Here is a 22,919-nt window from a genome sequence, read left to right as displayed (position 1 = left end):
ACCATCGCCATGGACCGCATCACGGCAGTCAACAGGAAAAGCGTAGCGAGAAACGGCGGGCCGGATGGCAGTTTTACTGGATCCCGCAAAGCGGACGCATGGTGAGTGTGTGGTAGACGTGGGCATCGTTCGCCCGCCGCGCCGACTGCTGTGACCGCGACGCCCGCAGACCGCAGCGCGTACGTGTCGCGGAGGACGCCGCCGGGCAGTGGCAGTCCGGTCACGAGCTACACGCTGACCCCTTACATCGGCTCGAACGCAGCCGTCGACTACGGTCACGGCGAACCCGCCGTCGACCAGCTGCCCGATCCCGAACCTCGCCAACGGGACCGCCTACATGTTCAGGGTGACCCGCCACAAACGCGACCGGTCCTCTGAGGCTCGCGGGTTGGCCCGGCGTGGCCCTATCCGCGGTCGCGGCCGGACTGCCGGGGCCGGGCGCGGGCCACCCACCAGCCGAGCAGGACGATGAGCAGCGTGACCCCGAGCTTGATCGACAGGCTCCAGATCAGCGCCTTGCCGTTGCGGGACCAGTCCCACCATAGAATGCCGCCGAGTGCGAGCAGGACGACGAGCGCCGCTGCGACCAGGCGCAGGCCGACCGGCCTCGTCCGGGGCGAGAGCAGGGCTGCAGCCGAGAACCCGGCCAGCAGCAGGAGGACCGCGAGGAGAGTCAGCGCGACCGGCACCGCGGGCACCAGCAGAGAGACGGCCAGCAGCACAGCGCCGGCCGCGACGGCCATCTCCACCGCATGGGTGCCCATCGCGCTGCGGCGGGTGAGCAGGGCCACCATCGCCCAGACGGCGAGGGTGTAGCCGCGGAATGCGGAGAGGACCACGGCCACCGGCTTGGTGCGAGTCGTGTCGCCGGCGACGTTGGCGAGGACGGCGGCGGTGTGCGACAAGGTTCGCGCGAAGGTGTCACTTCCGACGTCGCCTCCGATGCGCTCCCTGCCGATCTGCGCAGCCTCGTCCCACAGCCGCCACAGGTCCTGGGCCGACATCTGCCGGCCGGTCTTCCGGTCGGCGGCGTCGAAGGACTCCAACCAGGTCGTCCTGGCGCGATCGTTTTCTTCGGCGCGTACCGCGCCGGCGAGACCGGGTAGGTCTGCTCTGAGCACGTCGGTCTGGATGGGTCGGGCGATGGCGCGGGTGCAGGTGCTCAACGATCGGGCGTCCGGGTTGGCGATGATCTGTTCCACCTCGCGTTCGCACGCCGCGCGGTCCTGCGTCCACTGCTCGGCCAGCCACCCTCGGTCCGACGACTGGTCGGGAACCGCGCATCGCTCGAACGCCTTCATCAGCCGGTCCACCGCCTCGGCAGGTGCGGGCCGAGGACCAGCGCAGGTCGCCGACCCGGGTGCCAGCAGGCACTGCCGTAGTCGCTCCGGTGCCAGCAGGATCCGGACGAGCTGTTCGACCGCGTCGATTCGGCCGTGCAACCAGTCGTTGAGGCGCCACGAGCCGCGGTAGAAGGCGCCGAAATGGTGCAGCTGGATGCCGGTCAACTGGTCCGGGTGCAGCGAGGAGACCTTGGCGAGTTCCACTTCCTGCTCCGGCTCCTGGCTGGCGCTGGTGAACGCGAGCTGTACGACGTCGAGGCGCAGCATGTTCTGCAGTACCGTCTCGTCGGCGGGCTGCATCGGGATGAGGAACTGGTGGAGTGCGGCAAGCCGCTCCGTCCACTCGCCATCCGGATCGAGCACGTCGTTTCCTGCCTCGCTCACGGTCCGCACGGCGGGGGCGACCTCGCGAAGGCTCCGGGCGAGTTCGAGGGCTTGTCGGTGGAGCCGGGCCCGTCGGACGACGTCACCGGGGCCGGGTACGGCGTCCCAGGCCGCCAACGCTGCTGAGAGCCAGCGTTCGAGTTCCGGCACGTTCTCGGCCGTCTGGTTGATCGAGCCGCGGCGCGTGGGCATCGGGTCGATGCCGTATTGCGCCGGTCCGGTCGGTGCGGTGGACCAGTAGCGGTTGAGCTCTTCCCGGCCTGCGTAGATCGCCTTCAGCGTGGCTGCCGCCTTCTCGCGGCAGCGCACGATGGCCGTCCGCTCCGGCGACCCGAGGTGGGCCAGCCATACCGATCGTTTGAGCAGGTCGACGGTCATGTCGGCCAGGCGTTGGACGGTGGTCTGCCCCCAGTCCCAGCCTGCTCCGGCTCTCTCGAGCGCTTCCGTGAGGGAGCCTTTCGGAATGAAGGACATCCGTTGTTGCCGAAGGGCGGCGAGCAGTTCTTGGGCGCTCCACTGCTCGGCGGGCCGGCCGCGCTGCCCCGCCATCAGCAGGGGGGCGATCGTGTTGGCCGCGTTCTCGACGCGGACCTCCAGATACGCCGGCCATGCCCCGTCGGAAAGCTGGTCGGCGACGCCGATCATCGCCGTCGCGAACCGGTCACGTGCCCGGCGGCGCATCCGCACGTTGGTGTTGCGGCTGCGAATCTCGGTGAGTTCCCGGGAAACGGAATCCGTCGCTCGTAGCCGGGTGAGGACTCCGAGCAGCACCTCGCGGGCCGACGGGAGCGGCAACCCTGTCCCGACGACGTCAGGCTGCGGCGCGGCCGCCGAAGCGGCTGCGGGGGAGGGGCAGAGCTGCTCACCCGGATCCGGGGCGACGTACGCGAGCACCCGGCGCACTTGAAAGCCGGCGGTCTGCCGGTACACCGCGTCCAGAGCGGGGCGGATCGGCTTGTTGAGAAGCACTCCGCCGTCGATCACGTGCTGCGCTTCGCGAAAGTTGGATCGGCCTGCGGCGGACTCCCACCGCAGGTCCCGGCCCGGGTCTCCGGGGCTCACCCGCACGAAGTGGGGCTCGAACGCGCCCGGGAACGAGGAGGTGCATCGCGCTGCGGCGGCCAACTCATCGAGCACGGCGTCGGCGGCGAGGTCACCGCTGACCGGCCGGCCATCGCGGTAGCCGGCCCGAAGATCGGCGAACCGGAAGGTGGCGTCGTGGTCAGCCTCGGTGATCGCGACACCCAAGTCGTCGGTGAACGACGTGGACCGGCCCCGCCAGAGCGTCCCGGTCAGCACCAACTCGATCGGCGCTCGTTCGTCGTCGATGCGGCTGACGGGCGATCTAGCGTCCGAGATGAGCTTTTCTAACGCGTCCCTCACCTTGGGAAGGAAGTAGTCGTCCCCCTTGAGCAGGGACTTCGGACTGCGCGACAAGGGATCGCGCAACAACCGGTCCAGACTGCCGTGTTCGTGCCACAGGTCGCGCATGACGGACAGGTCCCCGCCCCTGGCGAGGCCCAGCGCGAGGAAGGCGCCGTTGAGACCGCCCGCCGAGGTTCCCGAGATGACATCGACGCGAACGTCGGCCCGAAGCAGGTCCAGCAGCGATGAGTACGGCGATCCCGGGTCCGTGCGGGCCGTGGCCAGGCGGAAGATCTCAAGGGTGACGCCGCTGATCCACACCGCCAGGCTGACTCCACCGGTCATCACCACGGCAAGGCGGATGTCCTGTCGGTCGGCTTCCTCGCTGGGAGAGGTCGGCCGCTGCCGCGCCTGATCCTCAACTGACTGCGCCATCAACTACCCGGCGACGGCGATGAGCGACGAGCGAGATTGGGTAGGTCGTCCATCCATGTCCGGTATGGTACGCCGTCAGCTACTTCTAGCGCGCGAATTTGCTGCCCCGGAGCGAAAAGTGTGTGCTGCGCAGGGTGCGAGCACAGCATCAAGATGGCTGGGGTTGATGCCTGAGCGAGGTGGCCTGCATGGTTTGTGCGAGTTCTTGAAGGCATGCTGGTAGGTGTTAGCGTGCCGGCCCGCGTCGCGCCTGCCTGCCACCGGGCCGACTGCTCCTGCCGCCAGGCTGCCGCGTAGCGCGCCGCCCGCAATTAGTCTTGTTACTTCCGCCAGGCGGGGGCCATCCGCTCGGACATCTCGCGCCAGAACGTCCGCAGGTCCTGCCGGTTGACCGCCTGCCAGTCCGCCCGCCCAGGCGAGCGGAGCGAGCGCCCGACGAGGTCGATTTGGTGGGCGCAGAAGGCCTCGTCCATCTGGTACGGCAGCTCGTCTCCCTTCGGTGGCAGCGGGCACAGCCGGAACGGGCAGTCGTCGATGCAGGTGGCGCCTGGTTGTACGTCGTGGGCTTGGCGGCGGCTGAGGGTGACCCGCATGGCGGTGCGGTCGATGGTGAGGCACGGGGGCAGTTCGGCTCGGCTGGCCCGGGTGAGCCGACGCGCCCGCTCGGAATTGTCCTGTCCGCGGTCGGCGAGGTTGAGCAGCAGCATCACGTCGGCCAGCAGCCGTTGGGCCCGCGGTTCCAGGACGGCCCAGCCGTGCCAGGGCGGCAGCCAGGAGGCCTGGTGCCGGCGGATGCCCGGCTGGGGGCTGACCGACCCGATCTGCCCGACGATCTCCCGCTCGTCCAGCCAGCAGTGCTGCTCGGGGTGGCGGTCGATGAGCGCCTCGACGCACAGGTCCGCGACCTCGAGGACGAGGGGGTGAGCCGTACCGCTGCCTGGCTGCGGGGCGCGGAGCCCGCCCCCGGCGATGGAGGTCCAGAAGCTCACCAGGCCGCGTGGGTCCGAACCGTGACCCCGCTCGCGCAACGCTTCGCCGGGATCGCGGGGGAGGGCGAGCAGGGTGAGTGCCTGGATGAGCATCAGGTGGGAGTACCAGAATCGGGAGTGTCGCAGTGCCTTCTCGGCTTCCTCGATCAGCACGCTGCGGTGCGCCGGGTAGGTGCGGCAGTTGGCCGCCATCCGGAACCCCTGCGCCAGGGTGATCTCGTAGACGCGGGCGCCCTCGCGGAAGTCGGTGGCCAGGCGGTCGACCCAGCGGCGCAGGGTATCCCGGGCAACGCCCTGCCAGTCCGGTTCGCCAGGGGTGTGTGCGGCGTCGGCGAAGAGGAAAAGGGATGGGGCGAGCCAGGTCCGCAGCTCCTCCAGGCGCTCCCGGCCCTGGGTGTCGGCCGCCTTTGGCGGCTGGTCGAGCAGGTCGCGCAGGGAGCGGACGGCGGCGTTGCCGCCGCCGGCGATCTGGCGGGCTGTGGTCAGCCGGGGCAGGTACGACGTCTCGTACGCCATCATCTGGAACAGCTGTCGGTACTGCGGTGTGGGCGGCTGTCCCCGGAATACGGTGGGCTCACGGGGCCGGTCCCGCAGTTGCCGCGCGGCGTCGCCGTACCGGTGTACCAGGGCGACCTTGGCGTCCTCGAGCGGGCGGTCGGTGATCGAGCCGTCGCCCTGGTAGTTCGCCCAGGCGCCGAGGATCGTGTCGGCCAGTTTCCGGTGCGCCGTGTGCCCGCTGGCGGCGTCCATCTCCAGCGCGGCCGCGAACAGCTCCAAGGCTCGGGTGCGGTTGCGTGTCCCGGTCGCCGCGGCACACAGCCGGTGGACGAGAGCGATGGACCGGTCCCGGGTGGTCTTCGCGTTCCGGGGACCCGGGGACGGTCCCACCGTCGGCCGCAAGGCATCCCGGAGCCGGAGCAGGGTTCCGTGCGCCACCGGTGGCGCACGGCGCCCGTCCAGCCGCTCGAACGCGCCCGCGCTACGGGTGTAGAGGGTGAGTGCGGCGAGCAGTTCCCGTCCAGGGCCGTGGTTCTCGGTGAAGGCCTGCTCCAGGAAGTCGTCGTCGCGCAGGGCCGCGGTGAGGTAGCGCGAGCCGAGGTACGCCTGGACCACCCCGTTCTGGAAACGCACCCCGTCCTGCCGCTTCACCACAATGTTCAGCTCCTCCCCGGTGGTTTCGGCGAGCCCGAGGTCCTGCGGGTTGTCGGCACTGAGCTTGTGCAGCCGGGCCCGGAGCTCGGCCAGGATCCACTGCCGGCCAGCGTCCTTCGCGCCGTCGGCGCTCATGAGGTCGGTGGTACGCACCGACAGCCGGTTGTCGCGCAACCCGATGCAGGCGAGCGCGGAGAGCACCTCGATCGCGTCTGTCCGTTCGGTCTGCGGCATGCCGTAGTCCTCGTACAGGTCTCCGGCGACGATGGCAGCCCACCACTCCTCGAGCAGACACCAGCGCAGCGCGGATCTTCCCTGGTCCGTCGGCCCGACGCGGTCCAGGCGGTCCACCTCGTGGAGCTGGCTGATGACCCGCAGGTAGAACGGTGAGTCGGCGACGTCGGCGGCCTTGACCAGCTCGGTGATCGGGTCCCACTGCTGGCCGGCGTCCGAGCGGTGGCTGCGGGTCTGCACGTACTCCAACGCGGCGCCGATGGAGAGCGGCTCCAATTGCAGCAGCAGCGCGTCCAACCCGCGCAGCGGATCGTCCGGCCGTGAGGCGACCACCAGCGGGAGCCGCTCGCGGACCGCGCCCCGCACCGCCTCGCGGAGCACGCTGTCCCGGTCGGCGGGCTGGCCGGAGTCGGCGAGCACCTCCTCCAGGCCGTCGGCCAGCACCACGATCCGGTTCTCCAGCCACAGCCGCCGCCACACCTTGTCGGCCTCGCCGGCGGCGTGCAACTGGCTGTCGATGGTCTTCTGGAACTGTTCGAGGGCGAGTTGGTGGAAGTTCAGCTTCTCCGGGTCCGTGACGGTGCGCAGGTCGATCCCGACCGGCACGACGCCGCTGTCCATCAGCATCTCCGCGAGGCGCACCAGGGTCGCGGTCTTGCCAGTGCCGATGCCGCCCACCAGCAGCAGCGGCCGCCGGCGGTGCTCGTCGCGGAGCCGCCGGACCATCAGTTCGCACAGTTCGTCCCGGCCCACGACGTAGCCCGCTCTGCTGTCGCGTTCGGCGGTGGGAAGCACCATCCGAAGATTGCGCAGGGCGTTGCGGTCGTACCAGCGACGGACCGGGACGTATCGCCAGAACAGGAAGACCGCGAGGCCCAGCGCCAGGATGAGTGGCCCCTTGACGAAGCCCTCCACCTGCCCGCAGTAGTACGACCTCGGCTGGTCCCCCGCACACCACTTCGACACCCGCAGGAAACCGGGCTCGATGTTGAGGACCGTCAGGACCAGGGAGAAGACGGTCCACACCACGAGCACCCCGGCGGTGCCGATGATGGTCCACCGCAACCCGCGGTGGTGCCGCCAGCTCATCCGATGGTCGGGCCGCTCATCCGTCCGCCGGCGGCGCTTCCGCTCGGCCTGGCGTTCCCGTCGGGTACGCCACCTGCGCCGGCGCTGGCGTACCCACAACTGGGCCGCCCAGACCGGACCACGTTTCGGCCCGCGCATGGACACCCCCATGATCCACATGGTTGGTACCGGCCAGAGGGGTGATCCCCTTCCAGGCCCACGCTAGTGCTCGCACCCGAGGGCCAGCGCCGCGTTCCGGTAAATCCCGCGGCAGCCTGTCGACGACAGTCGGCGTACTGGCCGCGCGGCCGGGCCCTTCGCTCTGACCAGGCGCGGCGAAGCCGGCCGCGCGCGGCTGGAAAGGCGGTACGCCCGAATGGGGGAGCAGCCAGGCGTGCGCGAGCTGCAGAGTTGTTGTCAGCGCTAGCAACGGTGGGGCTTCGGTCCGTGTCGCCCCTCGGACACGACCCATAGGCCCACGGTGCGCGCTGAGATCAGCTTTAGCGTGCACCGTTTGCGTTTGCGGATGGTATGTCAGCCGCAGGCCGAGCTGTCGGTAGACCTCGGCCTTGTCGGCGGGGTCCGCATCGTGGAGCACTGTGACGATGTGCCCGAGTGCTTGGACCAGCGTGGTGATCTCTTCCTGGGTCATCCGGCGTGGTGCGGCGGAGTCCGGCGTGTGCAGATCGGTTTCGGCCCGTGTTCGTTCGGCCTGCGTCTGTGCTATCCAACTGCTGACGACCGAGGGGTCGGCTCCGGCGTCGAGGGCTGCCCGGTAGCGCTCAAGTTTCGCGTCGCACTCGGCGATGGTCGTGCGAGCGGCGGCGATGGCGGGGGAGGCCCGCTTCCCCAACTGGGCATCTGCCATCACGGTGATCGTCTTTTCAAGGCGGTCGGGATCGAACGCGGTAGCGAGCCATGTGTCGAGTGGGTCGGTGAGGGCGTCCTCACGGAGGTAGACGTTGCGGGGATGCGAGACTTCGTTGGCGAGGGCGTATTCCTGGGGGAAGCGGCAGCGGTAGTAGGCGGCGCCGTGGTTGTACTGGCCTTGCATCCGGCGCTGGCAAGCGGCGCAGTAAATCAGGCCACGGAAGACGTACGCGTTACGGGCGGGGCGTTGCCGTTGCGGGATGTCCAGGCCCAGCCGGTGTCGTTTGAGCAGCGTCTGAGCCTGTTCGAAGGTTGGATCATCGATGATGAGTGGATGGGTGATCTCCTTGGAGATCACCCACTTGTCTGGCGGGTTCCAGCGCATGACTCCGGTGTGACCGAGCGCGACGTCGTCGACGTCGAGTAGGACCTCGTCGGTGCGTTGTTTTTTCCAGACCTGCCGTCCGGTGTAGCGGGGGTTGGTGAGGATGACGCGGACGGCGCTCTTGGACCACGCGATGCCGCTGCGGTGGGGGTTGCGGGCACGGTCGTGTGCGGAGGGGCAGGGCACGTGGTTGCTGGTGAGTCCTTCGGCGATAGCGAAGAGGCCGCTGCCGGCGAGGAACTCGTGGAAGATCCGGCGGACAATCGGGGCGGTCTGCGGGTCTGGGGTGAGGCCGCGTAGGCGTTTGCCGTCGGCTGCTTTCGCCGGGTTGGGGTGGGGGCCGAGGTCCTGCAGTGTGTAGCCGTATGGGGGACGCCCGCCGAGGTAGCGGCCCTCGAGCAGGGTCTGGGCGGCCATGGCGGTACGGACGCGAAGCTTGATGCGGTTGCGTTCGCCCTTGCTCATGCCGCCGAAGACGGACATGACGAGTTCGTGGGCTTCGTTGTCAGGGTCGATCGGGCCGCCGATCTCCGGTACCCAGAGTTCGACGCCGTAGTGCGTGAACAGCGGCACGGTGAGGCCGAACTGGTTGCCGTAGAACGCGCGGTGGGGTTCTCCGACGACGACCCCGGAGAACCCGCGTCTTGGGTCGCGAAGCGCGGCGAGCAGTCGGCTGGCGTGTGGGCGACGCTGCCACGGCAGCGAACGGCTCTGACCGATGTCGAAGTACTCGGCGGCGATATGGCCGCCGTGGGGCTGGATGAGGGTCATCGCCCGAGTGAGTTGCCAGCTACGGGATGACTCAGGGTCGCTGTGCTCGTCTTGCTGCTGGTCAAGCCGTCGTTCGGGCGGGTGCCGAAGTATGGCGTGATCACCGAGCGTGATGCCCCCCAGTTGCACCGTCTGGTGCGGGAGGTCGCCGATGCCGCCGGGACGCCGGTTCCCGACGTGATCTGTGCAGACCTGAGCCTCAACGCCGGTGTCGCCCGGCTGGGTCGGCGCCAGCGGTCGGTGCTCGTCATCGGGATCCCCCTGTGGGTGATGCTGCCGCGGCCGGCTCGGGCTTCGCTTTTGGCCCACGAGCTGGGTCATCTGGCCAACGGCGATCCGCTTCGGGTACGGAGGACCCTGCTGGCGAGGACGTTCGGCACCCGGGCGGTAGCGGCCACCGGTGGGCGGAACCCCTGGCGACGCGCCGTTCGCGCGGCTGACTCGCTAGCTGAGCGGGGGAGGGGGACGGTCGTTCTCCTCGGGATGATCGTTCATGGAATCGTCGCTCTGGCCAATGTCGCCGGCGCGACGGCTCAGCTGCTCGTCGACAGTGTGGCGATGCCCGACGGCCGCCGCTCCGAGTACCGGGCGGATCTGGTCGCCCGCCGGGTCGCCGGCAGCGCGGCCTTCCTCCGATCCTCCGAGACGGTCCTGCTCGCCGGCCGGATCTGGCAGGACTTGTGGCATCTGGCGCCGCGCATCGACGGCGAGCAGTTGGAGACGATGGCTGCTGAAGCCCGGCAACGCCTGGCCGCCCACCTGCCGCTGGCCCGTCAGCTCAGCCGGCGAACCACCGACCTGTGGAGTACCCACCCGAGCGAAGACCAGCGAATGCGGCTGATCGAGGCCCTGCCTGACATCGACGGAGCTCTCTGCGCTGACGACATCCGTTGGGCCGAAATCGATACTGAACTCGCGCCGTGGCGCCGTGCCGCACACAACGCCCTCCTCGGAACCCGGGACCGGTTCTGAAGAGCTTGCGCCACCAGGGCGGGCCCGGGGTGCTCGGTCCGAGCCTGGCCGGGTGATGTCCGTCAATCCGGCCCAGCAGGGCTGATGGGGGTCATCTGGGCGTGAGCGTAGGTCACCATGAACGACGACCATGGACTTGTGGTCGACGTCGCCCCACGGACTTGAATTCCCACGCCACCATGCGGGAGGTGCGGAGGACTGTCCGCGTCACCGGCGGCGAAGCTGCAGCATAGTGACCCCTTATGTTCCTCGGCGTCGAGGACCAGCAGCCCGTAGACCACCGGGGCGAAGCCGTTCGGCCCGAACCACATGGCGGCGCTCCCGCCTGCTCAGCCCCGGACGTGGACTTCGTCGACGTGCAGGCCGTGGCCGTCCCACCGGAGGTGGACCGTGGGTACCCAGTTCCGACCGCGTAAGGGCCACGAGCAGGTCGTCGCCCGGATGGTCGCCCGCCGGGTGCAGGCCATCACCGAACAGGTCGCCGACGTGGCCATGGACAACGCCCCGCCGACGAAGACTTGGCGCAGCAGCGGCGACGAGGAGGCTGGCCCGAGCGCCGCGACGCCGACGGGCAGGAGGTGCCGGCGAACCTGCGGCCCCGACTACTACCGGGCGCACTACGGGCGCCTGCGCGGCAGCAGCTGCGCTACCCCCGCGACCGAGACGCGACGCCGGGCCTGACCGCTCAGTGCCGGTGCACCGAGACCGAGGACCCGCAGGGCGTCGCCCGCGGGGTCGACGCGCACCCGGTCGAGGTGCGCGGCGCGGTGGTCGTCGGCTACGTCACGTCGGTCGGGCCCCGCCTGGCGGACGCCGAGTTCGGCACCGACCAGGACGACACCGGTACATGGGCTGCGCGGTGCAGGACGTCGCGGCCCGCCGCCGCGCCCGCGTTGGCGATGACGGTGGGCTCACCGCCCTCGAGAACGCTGACGCAGGCCCGGTAACGGTGGTGACGGCGTCGCCTCGGAGACGGGCTCCGGCCCGGCGGAGATCCGCCGGGCCGGAGCCGTCATGCTGTTGACGGGCCGTGCTTCAGCTCGTCGTCACCGAACCGTTGACCTTGCTGTCCCGCACGGTGCCACCGAGGGCGTGCACCGAGCCGTTCACACGGCTCTCCACGATCGACACTACCGAGGCGTCGGTTGCGGTGACCGAGCCGTTGAGGGTCGCGTTGAAGGCGATCAGCCCGGCGCCCGGAGCGACCTTGATCCTGCCGTTGACGGTCGCACCGTCCAGGCAGGTGATGCCGGACGTGACGGTGAGTCCGCCGTTCTGGCGGTTGCGCAGGACGGTGGTGCAGGCCGGGTAGCTGGGCTGCGTCTGCACGTTCAGCTCGGCGAAGGAGACCGCCCGGGCGTTGTTCGTTCGCGGGTCGTCCAGCTTGAGGACGTCGAAGCCCTTCTGGATGTCGTTCGAGTAGATGTACCCGTTGTGGTAGTACGTCGACCACGCCCCACCGAGGATGCGGCGGGTGTCGGAGAGCGGGCCCCGCTCCCAGTAGGCGATCTCGACCGGGTTGGCCGAGTCGGTGAAGTCGATTACCGAAATGCCGCCCTGGTACCAGGCCTGGACCATGACGTCGCGGCCCATGGCGGGGATCAGCGAGCCGTTGTGCGCGACGCAGTTCTCCAGGGTCGTGTTCAGCCGTGGGATCTTGAAGTAGCTCTTGAAGACCAGCTCGCGGTCGGCACCGGAACCCACGATGTCGTAGATCGCGTCCGCGCCCTGGTTGGCCCGGTAGGTGCTGGTGCAGATCGCGCTGCTGCCACCGCCGAGCTCGTCGGTGAAGACGACCTTGGTGCCGGCGTTGTTGAAGGTGGCCGAGTGCCAGAACGCGAAGTTCGTGTCCCGGACCTGGCTGAGGATCACCGGGTTCTCCCGGTCGGAGATGTCGAACAGGACGCCGTCACCCATGCAGGCGCCGGCGGCCAGGTCCAGCTCCGGGTAGGCGGTGATGTCGTGGCAGCCGCTGGTGGAGCCGGCGCCGTTGGTTCCGGGGAAGAGAACCGGGGTGGCGACCACGGAAGCGCTGGCCGGGTTGTCCACCGGCACCTTGATGATCGAGATCTTGTCGTGCGGCGGCTTGCAGTAGAAGGCGCCGCTCGACGGGCCGTACGACTGGACGTAGACGTAGACGCTCTTTCCGTCCTTGCTCGGCACCAGCGTCTGGGTGTGCGAACCGCAGTCGGTCCGGACCGACTTGACGTACCGCGGATTCGCCTTGTCGCTGATGTCGAAGATCCGGACGCCCTCCCACGAGCTCTGCTGTGCGGAGGAGCCGCTCGTGCTGTTGCACGAGTCGTTGCTGCGGGGCGCGTCGACCGCGAGGAACAGCAGGTTGCCCATGACCGACGGGTCGCCCTGCGAGCCCGAGCAGACCACCTGGCTAACCACCTGAGGCGAGCTGGGGTTACTGACGTCGAGAACGTTGAAGCCTTCGTAGTTGCCGGCGAAGACGTAGTTGCCCTGAAAGGCCAGGTCCGAGTTGTACGCCCCCTCGCTGGCGAACCCGCCGAACTTGGGGATGTTGGCGATCTGCTGGATGTTGGGGCTGCTGGCGATCTCGTCGACGCCCGGCGTGGTGTTCGCGGCGGCCACGGCGTTGGCCGCCTCCTCGGCGATGCAGTATTCGGCGAAGTTGTCGCCGGCGGCCTCAAACGATTCGCAGATGTCTGTGCTGCCGCTGGAATCGGTGGCGCCGCTCGCCGGCGCCGCGGCCACGACGGCCGTGAGGAGAAGGGCGCCCGTGGCGGCCAGACCGATGGCCAGCCTCCGGCTCTCTTGTGGAGTTCGTCTTAACATTGTGGACACCCCTCGTTCATCGGGTCGGCACAGTAACGGGACGATAACCCGGTGTCCGGCGCCAAGATTGTGACCCAGCTCACAAATTGCGTGGGCCTCTGATCACGGTTGCGTTAACCTGGTGGGCATGCGGCGGCACGAATAACCGCAGGTGGGGCTAATAGAATCTTTTCGCTGCCGTGATCTTCCCCGTGCAGGTCAGGCTCGCGCTAACATCCCGGCCAACCTCGGTCAGATGGCGGGAGTCGAGTTGTGCTAAGTGTACGGATCCGAGCGCTTTTGGGACGCTCGCGGGCGATTGTCCTCGTCGAGCTGGCGGTGCTCGCCGTGCTGGCCGTCGGGGCAGCGGTGGTCGTCTGGTGGCCCGAGGGCCGCCCGGAATCGGCCGCGACGGCCAGCCCCCAGGCATCTCTCGACCTGCCCGGTCTGCCGGACGCGACCGCGCCGGTGCTGATGCCCGCGGCGCCCGGCGAGCCGGCGAAGACCGTCCGGGCGAACGAGAAGTCGCCCGCGCCGCGTCCGACGTACAACAACGCCGACATCCGGTTTGTCACGATGATGATTCCGCATCACGAGCAGGCGCTCGTGATGGCCCGACTGGCGGCGGACCGGGCGGCGAACCCGCAACTCAAGATCATTGCCGACCGGATCCTGGCGGCCCAGGAACCGGAGATCAAGACACTGGAGACCTGGTTGACGGACCGAGGCCTGGACCGGAACTCCGGCGGCGGCGGCCACCAGCACAGCATGGCCGGCATGCAGACGGCGGAGGCGCTGGAACTCCTCACCGCCGCCCGAGCCGCCGAGTTCGACCGGATGTTCGTCGACATGATGGTCGAGCACCATCAGGGCGCGATCGACATGGCGGGCGAGGTGCTGGCGCTCGGCGTCAACGTCATCGTCAACGAGACGGCCAGCAGCGTCGTCGTCGAGCAGGGCGCCGAGATCAACCGGATGCGGCAGGCACTCACCGGCGCGAAGTAGCCCTTCTCCGACACGGTGCCAGGTGCCATCCCTGTGCTGGTCCAAAACGTAGCCGCACGGTCTGATTAGGGCTTCTAGGCGGCTGGCTCGTATTCGTTGATCAGGCCTCCGAGGATCGTTCGGCGCCGGATGCGGTCGGTCGGAGCGGGGAAGGCGATGACGTTGTTGCCGTCGTCGGGAGCGCGGAGGCTGATTCCGTCGCCTTGATGGCTGCGGCCTCGGTTGTAGTGCTGCACATACGTGTCGAGGACTATTCGAAGGTGTCGCTCGCCAGCGATGAGCATCCGGTCGGTGCATTCGACTCGGACGGATTTCACCCAGCGTTCGGCGAAGGCGTTCATGCGGGGTGCTTGCGGCTGCTCTTGCCGAAAACCTCGTCCGTGCAGGTCAGGCGGCATGCTCGTACTCGTGGAGAATGCCGCGGAGGCGCTCGCGTCTTCGGACGTTGAGACGGGCCAGCCTGTCCGGGTCGGTGATCTGTGTGGGCAACGGGTATAGCGGGCGTGCGTGCGCGATGCCCTGGTGTGGGCGGTGTCCGTTGTAGAACTGTTCGAACTCGCGTAGGGCGTGGAGCAGGTGCCGCTGGTTCCAGATCAAGGTCCGGTCCAGTAGTTCGCGGCGGCGGGTCTGGACCCACCGTTCCATGATCGAGTTCATTCTCGGCACCTGGATGCCGCTGAGCACGACGTCGATGCCCGCGTCGGCGAGGATGGCGTCGAACAAATCGGGGAACTTGCCGTCCCGATCACGGATCATGAACCGCGCCCGGGAGCCGTTGTCTTCGAGGTCTATGACAAGGTTCTTCACGGCCTGTACCACCCATGCGGTGGTTGGGTGCGGGGTGGCGCCCAGGATGTGGATTCGGCGGCTGGCGTGCTCGATCACCGCGAGCACGTACATCCGCGCTCCGGTGAGGGTGACCGTCTCGAGGAAGTCGCATGCCAGCAGGGCGTCGGCTTGGGAGCGCAGGAAGTCGGCCCAGGTGTTGGAGGCCCGCTCGGGCGCCGGGTCGATGCCTGCCTCGTTCAAGATCTCCCAGACCGTGGACGCGGCCACCTTCACCCCCAGCACCAGCAGTTCGCCATGCAGGCGCCGGTAGCCCCAGGCAGGGTTTTCCCGCACCAGGCGCAGCACCGGGGCGCGGACGGAGTGCACAGTGCGCGGCCGGCCCGGGCGCCTGGGTCGGGAAACGGCCGCGTGACGACGGGCGACCAGGTCGCGGTGCCAGCGCAGCACCGTGTCGGGGCGCACCAGCAGCCGCACTCGGCGCAGCACGTCGCGCGGCGGCCGGTGCAGCAACGCCGCCAGGAACGCCCGATCACTCGCGTCGAACCGCACCTTCTCCTTGCCCAGCTGGCGCTCCAGCACCATGATCTGGTGGCGCAGGGCAAGGATCTCCACATCCTTGTCCCGACTGCTCATCGGCAGCAGGCGCAGCATCGCGAACGCGTTCGTCACACCCAGGTACGCCAGTCGCAGCAGCACGGCAGCCCATCATGCCGCATCGATCACCAGCTACCCATGCCCAGCAACCGGACCAACATCTCCGACACCCCCACGCCGGCCCTAACCAGGGCGGATGGGGTTTTCGGCAGGGGCAGCGCCACGATCGGCCACGCCGTCTCCGCGGATCTGCACTCCTGGCGGCTGGTCGCCGACGCACTGGTCCCCGCCGACACTCCCGGGTGGGACGACCTGGCGACGTGGACCGGGTGCACGGTCCGCGGCGCGGACGGACGGTGGTACCTGTTCTACACCGGCGTCGGCCACGCCGAGGGCGGGCTCGTTCAGCGCATCGGCCTTGCCGTCTCCGACGACCTGACAACCTGGCACCGGTACGGCACCGAGCCGATCGTGCAGGCCGATCCGACCTGGTACGAACTGCTCGACAAGGACTTGTGGTACGAGCAGGCATGGCGTGATCCGTGGGTGTTCCCTGACCCTGACGGTGAGGGCTGGCACATGCTCATCACTGCCCGCGCCAATACCGGCCCGGCCAAGACGCGAGGCGTCGTCGGCCATGCCACATCCGCTGACCTGGTTAACTGGATTGTGCGGCCACCGCTGTCGACACCGGCCGGGTTCGGCCGCCTCGAGGTGCCCCAGGTCGCGATCGTCGACGGGCAGCCCCTGCTGCTGTTCTCCACCGACGCCACCGCCAACGCTCGGAGCGACGACCACCGGATCTGGGTGGCGACCGGCCGGAGCGTCCGCGGCCGCTGGGACGTCGCGTCCGCCCGACCGTTCACGCACCCGCACCTGTACGCACCCCGGCTGGTCCCCGGACCCGCCGGCGCCTGGTCGCTCCTCGGCTTCCTCGACCACGTCGACGGGGAGTTCGTCGGTGAACTCACCGATCCCATACCCGTGCGCTACCGAGCCTCCACGGGGCTGACAGTTGACCCGGCGAGAACCGCTGCCGACTGGCGCCCTCGCTCTTGACCCACGCCGGGGCCTGTGGACCTAACGGTGTTTCCGGCCTGACTCGCCGGGCGTTGTGTCTGGTGAGGAGGGTGAATGGCCGCCCGCGTAGCGAAGCGGAAGAGGCCGCCGGCGCGACCCGCGCACGGCTGATATTGGGCGACATTCGCCAGTAGGACCCGAGCGCGGCGGGGCGGCCCGGCGGCGCCGCTCGTGGCGCTGTAAGGTCCACACGAGGTAAGGATCGCGGCCGCGTCACGGTTCCGACCACGCAGTCTGCATCAGCCGGACACCGTCGCGCCGACGTACCAGCGTGCCGCGGCCGGCCGGCATCCGCTGCGGCCTCACCCCACCGAGGATCTGGCCCTCCTCCCGGTCACCAGACATCAGCAGGGCGGGCGAGTCCAGCTCGCGCAGGCGTTGCAGAACGGGCTCGTAGAGTGCCCGACTCACACCCGCCATCCGACGCGCGATGATCAGGTGCAGCCCGATATCCCGAGCCAGCGGCAGCAGCTCATGCAGCACGCTGAGCGGATTGTTCCCGCCGGAGGCGACCAGGTCGTAGTCGTCCACCAGGATGTAGAGGTCCGGGCCCTGCCACCAGCTCCGGTCGCGCAGCTGGGCCGTTGTCACGTCCGGGCCGGGCAGCCTGGCCTGTAGGGCGCCGTACATCGAAGTGAGCCCCTGGCTGAATGCGTGGTTGGAGGGGGCGTAGTCGACCAGGTGCTCGCCCTCCACCGCACCCAGCAGGCCCCGGCGGTAGTCGGCGATGACCAGCCGCGCCTGCCTCGGGGTGTACCGCTCGACGATGCCCCGGGCGATCACCCGCAGCAGGTTCGTCTTGCCGCATTCGGCGTCGCCGAAGATGGTCAGATGCGGGTCACCGTGTAACTCGAGATAGACAGGGGCGAGGGCCACCTCGTCGACGCCGATAGGCAGGCCACTGGCAGCCGGATCGCTGCACTCGCTCAGCTCGGCCACCGACAACTGGCGCGGCAGCAGCCGTACCGGTGGTGCCGGAGGGCCGGGCCAAGCCGCGGCGACCTGGTGGGCGAGTTCGGCCGTCGATTCGCTGAGGTCCTCGGCGGTGCACCGGTCGTCGATGCGGGCCAGGGCAGTCAGGAAGTGCAGCTTGTCGCGGGTCAGACCGCGCCCGGGCGAGCCGGCCGGCACGTTCTGGGCGGCCCGCCGGTCGATCTCCGACTCGGCCGTGTCGCCGAGCCGCAGCTCCAGCTTCGTGCCGAGCAGGTCGCGCATGTTGATTCGGATCTCCGCCCACCGCACCGCCGTCACGATCACGTGTACGCCGAAACCCAGCCCCCGGTTGGCCAGGTCCCCGATGGTCTGCTCCAGCTCCTCGTACTCCTGGCGCAGGGTGTTCCAGCCGTCGACCACCAGGAAGATGTCACCGAACGGGTCGTCGGCGAACTCCCCGGCCGCCCGTCGCCGACGATAGGTCGCGATGGAGTCGACGCCGTGCTCGGCGAACCGCGCCTCTCGCGCCGCGAGGACCGCGACCGCCTCGGCGACTGTACGGCGCACCGCCTCGGTGTCCCGCCGGCCGGCGACACCGGACACGTGCGGTAGGCGTCCCAGGCCACCCATGGCACCGCCACTGAGATCGAGACAGAGGAACTGCACCTCTTCAGGCGTGTGGATCAGCGCCAGGGCGGCCACGAGGGCGTGCAGCAGAGTGCTCTTGCCTGACCGCGGCGCACCGACAACGGCGACGTTGCCATCGGCTCCCGACAGGTCAAGTAGCAGGGGAGCCCGTCGCTGCTCGTGCGGAATGTCGACCACACCGACCGGCGCGGTCAGCGGAGCCGGGCCGGGCGCGTTCAGGCCCCGATCCGGGTGCCGAGCCAACGGCGGCAGAAGCCGGTCCAGGCTGGGCGGGGCGTCCAACGGCGGCAACCAGACCTGGCGGGCGGCAGGCCCGCCGCCGCTCAGCCGGCCCACGACGATGTCGAGGACGCTGAGGCCGGCCAGCTCGGCTGGCATCGCGCCGCCCTGCGCCGCGGTCAGCACCGGTGCGCCGGAGACGTATGTCGCGCGGAAATGGCATATCCAGGCGCCGTCCTTGAGCAGGCCGTGTCCCGGGGTGTTCGGCAGCTCAGCCGCGTCCGGCACGCCCAGCACCGTCAGGCTTTCGGCAGCGGAGAAGGTGCGCAGACAGATCCGGTACGACAGGTGGCTTTCCAGCCCACGCAGGGTCCCCTCCTCCAACCGCTGGGCGGCGAGGAGCAGGTGCACGCCGAGGGATCGGCCCAGCCGGCCGATCGTCACCAGCAGGTCGATGGCCTCCGGTCGGGCGGCGAGCAGTTCGGTGAGCCCGTCGCAGATCACCAGCAGACTGGGCAGGGGTTCCAGGGGCGTCCCGGTCGCCCGCGCGGCCTCGTACGCCGACCGGCTCGGATAGTTCCCAGACGTGCGTAGCAGCTCCTGGCGGCGGGCCAGCTCGCTGAAGAGCGAGACCTCCAGGCGGTCGACCAACGAGAGCTCGTCCTCGAGGTTGGTGATTACCGCACTGGTGTGTGGCAGAGCGTCCAGGGAGGCGAAGGTGGCGCCGCCTTTGAAGTCGAGCATGATGAAGTTGAGGTCGCCGGACGAGTGGCGGGCCGCCAGCGCCACCACGATCGTGCGGAGCAGTTCGCTCTTGCCCGACCCAGTCGCCCCCACCAGCAGCCCGTGCGGTCCCATCCCACCCTGGGCCGATTCCTTGAGGTCGAGGCGCACCGGTCCGCCGGTCTCATCGACCCCGATGGGTATCCGCAGGTACTCCTCGCCCGTGGGCGTCGGATGGCCCGTGAACGTCTGGAGCGCCGTGGGGTCCGGCAGGTCGAGCAGCGTCAGCACCTCACCCTGCAGTGCCTCCCGGGCCGGCCGCAGGCTCCCCGGCCCTGCGTCCGCCTGCAGCGTCCCCCACGCCTTGGCGATCACCGACACCAACCCGTCGGCTTCCTCCGGCGTGGCGGGTTCGGGCTCTGCCTTGAGGTCGTTCTCCCCGAGCGCGGGTTCGGGCAGCGCGATCCGGAAAGTACGGCGGCCATGGATGGCCCAGCCGGGCATGTTCAGCGGAAGGCGAACTGCCTGGTCCGGATTGACCAGCGACTCGTGTGGCTGGGACAGCCGGGTTTCGATCCGGGTCTGCGGCAGCTCCCGCAATTCCTCCGGGATGCTCAGCCAGCTCCGGTCGAGGATCACCACGTGGAACCCGTACCCGAGACCCTTGTTGGCGAGATCAACCACCCGGGGGGCGAAGCTCTCGAGCAGCGTGGCGAAGTCCTGCCAGCGGTCCACAATCAGGAAGACGTCCGGGTAGGGCCCGCCGTCCAGGCCTGCCCGTCGGGCACGCAGGCTCGCTGGAGACTCCAGGGAGTGGCGGCGAAACAGCTGCTTGCGGTCGAGGACGTCGCGTTCCATACGATCGAGCAGATTGCTGACCTCGCCCAGCTGGTCATCGCCGAGGACTGTGCGGACGTGGGGCAGCCGCTGCATCGGCCCCAGCCAGTTCCCGCCCGACTCCAGGCAGTGGATCGCCACTTCGCTGGCGGAGTGAGTGAGCGCCAGCCCGGCGATGATGGTCCGCAGCAGGGTCGTCTTGCCGGTGCCGGCACGACCGACGACGAGCAGGTGGCCCTCGGCGGATGCCAGGTCCAGCCAGACGGGCTCGCCGGCGGGCTGGTCGACGCGGTGTGCCTGGCCGACCGGCACCTTCAGCAGCCCACGCCGACGCCAGTCGGTGGCGCAGAGCGGCACGTCACCGGCCGACTCCAATTTACCCAGCAGGTCACCGAGGCGGGGATCGCGGTGGTCTCGGCGCAGGCGCTGACGGTGCTGCCCCTCTCGGGACAGGGCAATGTGTATCTCGTCGCTCGCGCTGCCGAACTGGCACGGCGTCTGTGCCGACCGCTTGGGCAGCTCCAGGTGGACGTACCGCCACAGGTCGTCCGGGGTGATCCGGCCCTGCCCGGTGATGTCCGCCGCGCCGGTGCTGAGGCCCTGGATGATCGTTCCCGTGAAGGCCGAACTCAACCGGGGTTCGGTACCGATGGCCGGCCGACCGTCGTCGGCACGTTCCACGGAATTGGTCGCCGTGATGACGTAGCGGCCGTACCCGGTCCGCAGCTCGCCGTCGAGGGCGAGGTCGTCGTCCGCCGTCTTCAGGCCGAGCCCCTCGAAGGCGCCGCTGTAGCAGCAGTCGAGCAGGAGCACCGAGCTGGCGGCGTCGGACTCGTCGAGCAGTTCACGGATGAACGAGGCGGAGATCGCCGTGGAGGAGAGGTGATCGACCTCGGTGTTGGCGACCGCCAGGTGCAGCCGCCCTCGCTTGCTGCTGCGCACGCCGTGGCCGGAGAAGTAGAGCAGAACCATGTCCTCTGGGCCGGCGGCCCGCAGCATCGATTCGATCTCCCGCTCGATGGCGCTCTTCGACTCGTTCTCCAGCAACCTGAACTGGTCGAACGCGCCGACGTCCGGGTCGGCCAGCAGGCTGAGCAGGTCGCGGGCCTCCTCGCGGGGGGCGTAGAGGTCCGTCAACGAATCGTCGATGTACCGGTCGTTGGCGACCAGCAGAGCCCGTCGCTGTCCCACAATCAGCTACCGGATATCTCCCTGACCGGACCGTGAGCGGGGGGCGGCGCGGTGCCCACCGCCGACTCGACAGATTCCGGTGCCATGAGACGCCCCAACTGGTCGACGAGCCGCTGGTCCACCCGGGTCGCCCCGGTGATCACCAACTCGTTGCCGCCGCTGCGCAGGGTGATCGACCGGGCCTTGACCCGGTCGGCGTAGGCGATCGCGATTTGGGCGAGGGCACGCATCGTGGTCGCCGAAAAGACACCGCCGACGATGAGCATTCCCAGCTCCCATGCCTGCTGCGACTTGCCGTGCCCGCTGGCGGGCGACTGGGCGTGCGCGACCTGAAAGCCCCGGACTGATCGCAGGTCATCGGCGAGCCCAGCGGCCAGCGCGTCGACCCGTTCGGCGGGAAGCGCGATGGACGGCTCGATCAGCAGGGAGAGTTCGGGCACAGCAGACCTCCGACAGCACTGGTTTCTACATTCAACACCATCCGGCAATAGCCGCCCTGCTGCTGGCCGCCGCCGACGCCGTGGGCCGCCGACAGATCATGCGCCGAGCCCGGCAGCGCCTCTGACGTCCACAAGCGCCGGCCCGTGGCGGCGGGGCGTGTGGACCTGCGGACCTCTGTGGACAGGACGTCCGGGCCGCCGCCAACTGCTGGTGGCTGTGTTCGTGTCGATCGATGCGCACCGGTGCGCCGAGGTTGACGAATGGTCTACTTGTTCTAGTAGTATGCGAACATGTTGTTCAGTGTGGTGGCGGAGAGCGGGACACCGCTGGCCGAGCAGATCGCGGCCAACGTGCGCCGCGCGCTCACCGAGGGGGCGGTGCGGCGCGGTGACCGCCTGCCAGCGGCTCGGGAGCTCGCCGAAAGGTTGGACGTGAACATGCACACGGTGCTTCGGGCGTACGCGGCGCTGCGTGACGACGGGCTGATCGAGTTGCGGCGCGGCCGCGGCGCCGTGGTGACCGGCGCGGTGCCGCGTGAGCGGGCGCAGGTGATCGAGTGGGTGCGGAATCTGGTGAGCGATGCACGGCGGGCCGGCGTCGGCCTGGACGAGGTCGTAGCACTGGTACGTCAGCAGTACGCGAAGGAGGCGGACAGATGAGGGCGGCGCGGTGGATCGCCGGGATGGGGCTTCTGCCGGGGACCCTGCTCGGCGGCGCGACAGTTCTAATGTTGGCGTGGCGGGATCGGCTGCCTGATCGTTTGCCCAACCAGGGCGGCGTCGGTGACCGTCCGGTCGAGACGACGATACCGGTCGACGCGGTGACCGCGATCCTCATCGGAGGCGCCCTCGTCGTGTGGATCGCCGGAGTCGTCGTGTTCCTTGCCGCTGGCCGGCTGCCTCGCACACCCCGGCATTGGCTACGTGCGGGTGCTCAGGTCGCCGTGGCCGCCGTTGTCGGCGCCGCGGCAACGATCCTGGTGATGCTGATGGGAGTGGCGCTCGACGCGGCCACCGCCGCCGACGTGCACCTCTCCTGGGGTTACTTCGTCGCCACGATGGCCGTACCCGCCCTGGCCGCCGTCCTGTCCGGACTCCTGGCCGTCGTGCTGGCCGGCCGCGTCTCGGCGCAGCAGCCGCCAGATTCCACGGCCGCGGTCGCCGCGGCGGCCCGGACCGTACCGCCCGCCGCCACCGCAGACGGTGAGCGTTTGCTGTGGTGGGAGTCGCGTTCGCTGCGTCCGGTCGTGTGGGCGACGGCCGGGCTCGCCGTCTCCGGTGTCCTGCTCGCCGCCGTGTCGGTGCCATTCGTGGGAATGCCCGGCTGGGCGGGACTGGCGCCCACCGTGGCCGCGCCCGTCCTGCTCCCGATCAGCCGTTACCGACTCGCCATTGACGTCCGGGGGGTCCGGCTCACCTTCGGCCTGTACCGGTGGCGGCTGCCCCTGAGCGCCATCACGGCAGCGGAGGAGACCCGCCTCGACGCGGCCACCTGGCTCACTCGCGGGATGCTGCGCGGAGCCACCGACCAGACGCTGCCGCTGCTGCCCGGCCGGGTGTTGGCCCTGCGTCTGACCGACGGCACCCGCCGGCTCGTCACCTGCCGCGACGTCGCCACCGCGGTCGACACCGTGAACGCCCTGCGCGCCCGGGCGCGCGCCAGTTGAGCCACCCGGTGACCCCCTGACGAACCGGAAGCGGGGCCGAG

The 22,919-nt window shown here is 69.4% G+C and carries 13 protein-coding genes and 1 pseudogene; 6 read left to right on the top strand and 8 right to left on the bottom strand.

The genetic code is table 11. The features are described 5' to 3' along the window. Nucleotides 1-404 precede the first annotated feature (404 nt). The 3 genes and pseudogenes from OG470_RS32440 to OG470_RS32430 all read right to left on the bottom strand — a co-directional run. A complete protein-coding gene (locus tag OG470_RS32440; protein ID WP_328418412.1) occupies nucleotides 405-3,527 on the bottom strand; it encodes a patatin-like protein in 3,123 nt (1,040 codons plus the stop codon). Between the two features lie 320 nt (nucleotides 3,528-3,847). Further along, nucleotides 3,848-7,141 (bottom strand): NACHT domain-containing protein, encoded by a 3,294-nt coding sequence (locus OG470_RS32435; RefSeq protein WP_328418410.1) that lies wholly within the window; start codon nucleotides 7,139-7,141, stop codon nucleotides 3,848-3,850. Nucleotides 7,142-7,919: 778 nt separating this feature from the next. Next, nucleotides 7,920-9,125 (bottom strand): annotated as a pseudogene (locus tag OG470_RS32430) (recombinase family protein); the annotation flags it as partial. Here OG470_RS32430 and OG470_RS32425 point away from each other — a divergent pair. After that, entirely contained in the window at nucleotides 9,048-9,968 is a 921-nt protein-coding gene (locus OG470_RS32425) for a M48 family metallopeptidase (protein ID WP_328418408.1), read from the top strand. The pseudogene OG470_RS32430 and the gene OG470_RS32425 overlap by 78 nt on opposite strands. 390 nt (nucleotides 9,969-10,358) lie before the next feature. Further along, nucleotides 10,359-10,649 carry a hypothetical protein gene (locus OG470_RS32420; protein WP_328418406.1) on the top strand — a complete coding sequence of 97 codons (291 nt, stop codon included), beginning with the start codon at nucleotides 10,359-10,361 and terminating at the stop codon, nucleotides 10,647-10,649. Nucleotides 10,650-11,003: 354 nt separating this feature from the next. Here OG470_RS32420 and OG470_RS32415 read toward each other — a convergent pair whose 3' ends face one another. Then, nucleotides 11,004-12,773, bottom strand: coding sequence for an LVIVD repeat-containing protein (locus OG470_RS32415; RefSeq protein WP_328418404.1), 1,770 nt, complete (start codon nucleotides 12,771-12,773; stop codon nucleotides 11,004-11,006). A gap of 279 nt (nucleotides 12,774-13,052) precedes the next feature. Here OG470_RS32415 and OG470_RS32410 point away from each other — a divergent pair, with 279 nt between their 5' ends. Beyond that, nucleotides 13,053-13,757: a DUF305 domain-containing protein gene (locus tag OG470_RS32410; RefSeq protein ID WP_328418402.1), complete on the top strand. Its 705-nt coding sequence runs from the start codon at nucleotides 13,053-13,055 to the stop codon at nucleotides 13,755-13,757. Between the two features lie 74 nt (nucleotides 13,758-13,831). Here the strand turns inward: OG470_RS32410 and OG470_RS32405 are convergent, their stop codons facing one another. Together OG470_RS32405 and OG470_RS32400 are read right to left on the bottom strand one after the other, a co-directional pair. Further along, complete coding sequence (locus OG470_RS32405) at nucleotides 13,832-14,098, bottom strand: integrase core domain-containing protein (RefSeq protein WP_406079166.1); 267 nt, start codon at nucleotides 14,096-14,098, stop codon at nucleotides 13,832-13,834. 46 nt (nucleotides 14,099-14,144) lie between these two features. Further along, entirely contained in the window at nucleotides 14,145-15,242 is a 1,098-nt protein-coding gene (locus OG470_RS32400) for a helix-turn-helix domain-containing protein (protein WP_328418398.1), read from the bottom strand. A 36-nt stretch (nucleotides 15,243-15,278) separates the two neighbouring features. On the opposite strand from OG470_RS32400, the gene OG470_RS32395 reads away from it, so the two are divergent. Further along, entirely contained in the window at nucleotides 15,279-16,199 is a 921-nt protein-coding gene (locus tag OG470_RS32395; protein ID WP_328418396.1) for a family 43 glycosylhydrolase, read from the top strand. A gap of 234 nt (nucleotides 16,200-16,433) precedes the next feature. On the opposite strand, the gene eccCb is transcribed toward OG470_RS32395, so the two are convergent. Then, complete coding sequence (gene eccCb / locus OG470_RS32390) at nucleotides 16,434-20,771, bottom strand: type VII secretion protein EccCb (protein WP_328418395.1); 4,338 nt, start codon at nucleotides 20,769-20,771, stop codon at nucleotides 16,434-16,436. A 2-nt stretch (nucleotides 20,772-20,773) separates the two neighbouring features. Beyond that, nucleotides 20,774-21,211: a hypothetical protein gene (locus OG470_RS32385; protein ID WP_328418394.1), complete on the bottom strand. Its 438-nt coding sequence runs from the start codon at nucleotides 21,209-21,211 to the stop codon at nucleotides 20,774-20,776. 291 nt (nucleotides 21,212-21,502) lie between these two features. Here OG470_RS32385 and OG470_RS32380 point away from each other — a divergent pair, with 291 nt between their 5' ends. Both OG470_RS32380 and OG470_RS32375 read left to right on the top strand, forming a co-directional pair. Continuing rightward, nucleotides 21,503-21,871, top strand: coding sequence for a GntR family transcriptional regulator (locus tag OG470_RS32380; protein WP_328418393.1), 369 nt, complete (start codon nucleotides 21,503-21,505; stop codon nucleotides 21,869-21,871). Further along, complete coding sequence (locus tag OG470_RS32375) at nucleotides 21,868-22,878, top strand: hypothetical protein (RefSeq protein WP_328418392.1); 1,011 nt, start codon at nucleotides 21,868-21,870, stop codon at nucleotides 22,876-22,878. The genes OG470_RS32380 and OG470_RS32375 overlap by 4 nt, the downstream gene beginning before the upstream one ends. Nucleotides 22,879-22,919: the final 41 nt, after the last annotated feature.

Source organism: Micromonospora sp. NBC_00389 (assembly GCF_036059255.1).
Lineage (GTDB): Bacteria > Actinomycetota > Actinomycetes > Mycobacteriales > Micromonosporaceae > Micromonospora.
The sequence above is the reverse complement of the archived record's forward strand: the minus strand, read 5'-3'. Positions and strand labels throughout refer to the sequence as shown.

Bases quoted from the DNA above. Each gene is read 5' to 3' on its own strand.
- OG470_RS32440 (WP_328418412.1), bottom strand. From the start codon at position 3,527: ATGGCGCAGTCAGTTGAGGATCAGGCGCGGCAGCGGCCGACCTCTCCC.
- OG470_RS32435 (WP_328418410.1), bottom strand. From the start codon at position 7,141: ATGGGGGTGTCCATGCGCGGGCCGAAACGTGGTCCGGTCTGGGCGGCC.
- OG470_RS32415 (WP_328418404.1), bottom strand. From the start codon at position 12,773: ATGTTAAGACGAACTCCACAAGAGAGCCGGAGGCTGGCCATCGGTCTG.
- OG470_RS32405 (WP_406079166.1), bottom strand. From the start codon at position 14,098: ATGAACGCCTTCGCCGAACGCTGGGTGAAATCCGTCCGAGTCGAATGC.
- OG470_RS32395 (WP_328418396.1), top strand. From the start codon at position 15,279: ATGCCCAGCAACCGGACCAACATCTCCGACACCCCCACGCCGGCCCTA.
- OG470_RS32380 (WP_328418393.1), top strand. From the start codon at position 21,503: ATGTTGTTCAGTGTGGTGGCGGAGAGCGGGACACCGCTGGCCGAGCAG.
- OG470_RS32375 (WP_328418392.1), top strand. From the start codon at position 21,868: ATGAGGGCGGCGCGGTGGATCGCCGGGATGGGGCTTCTGCCGGGGACC.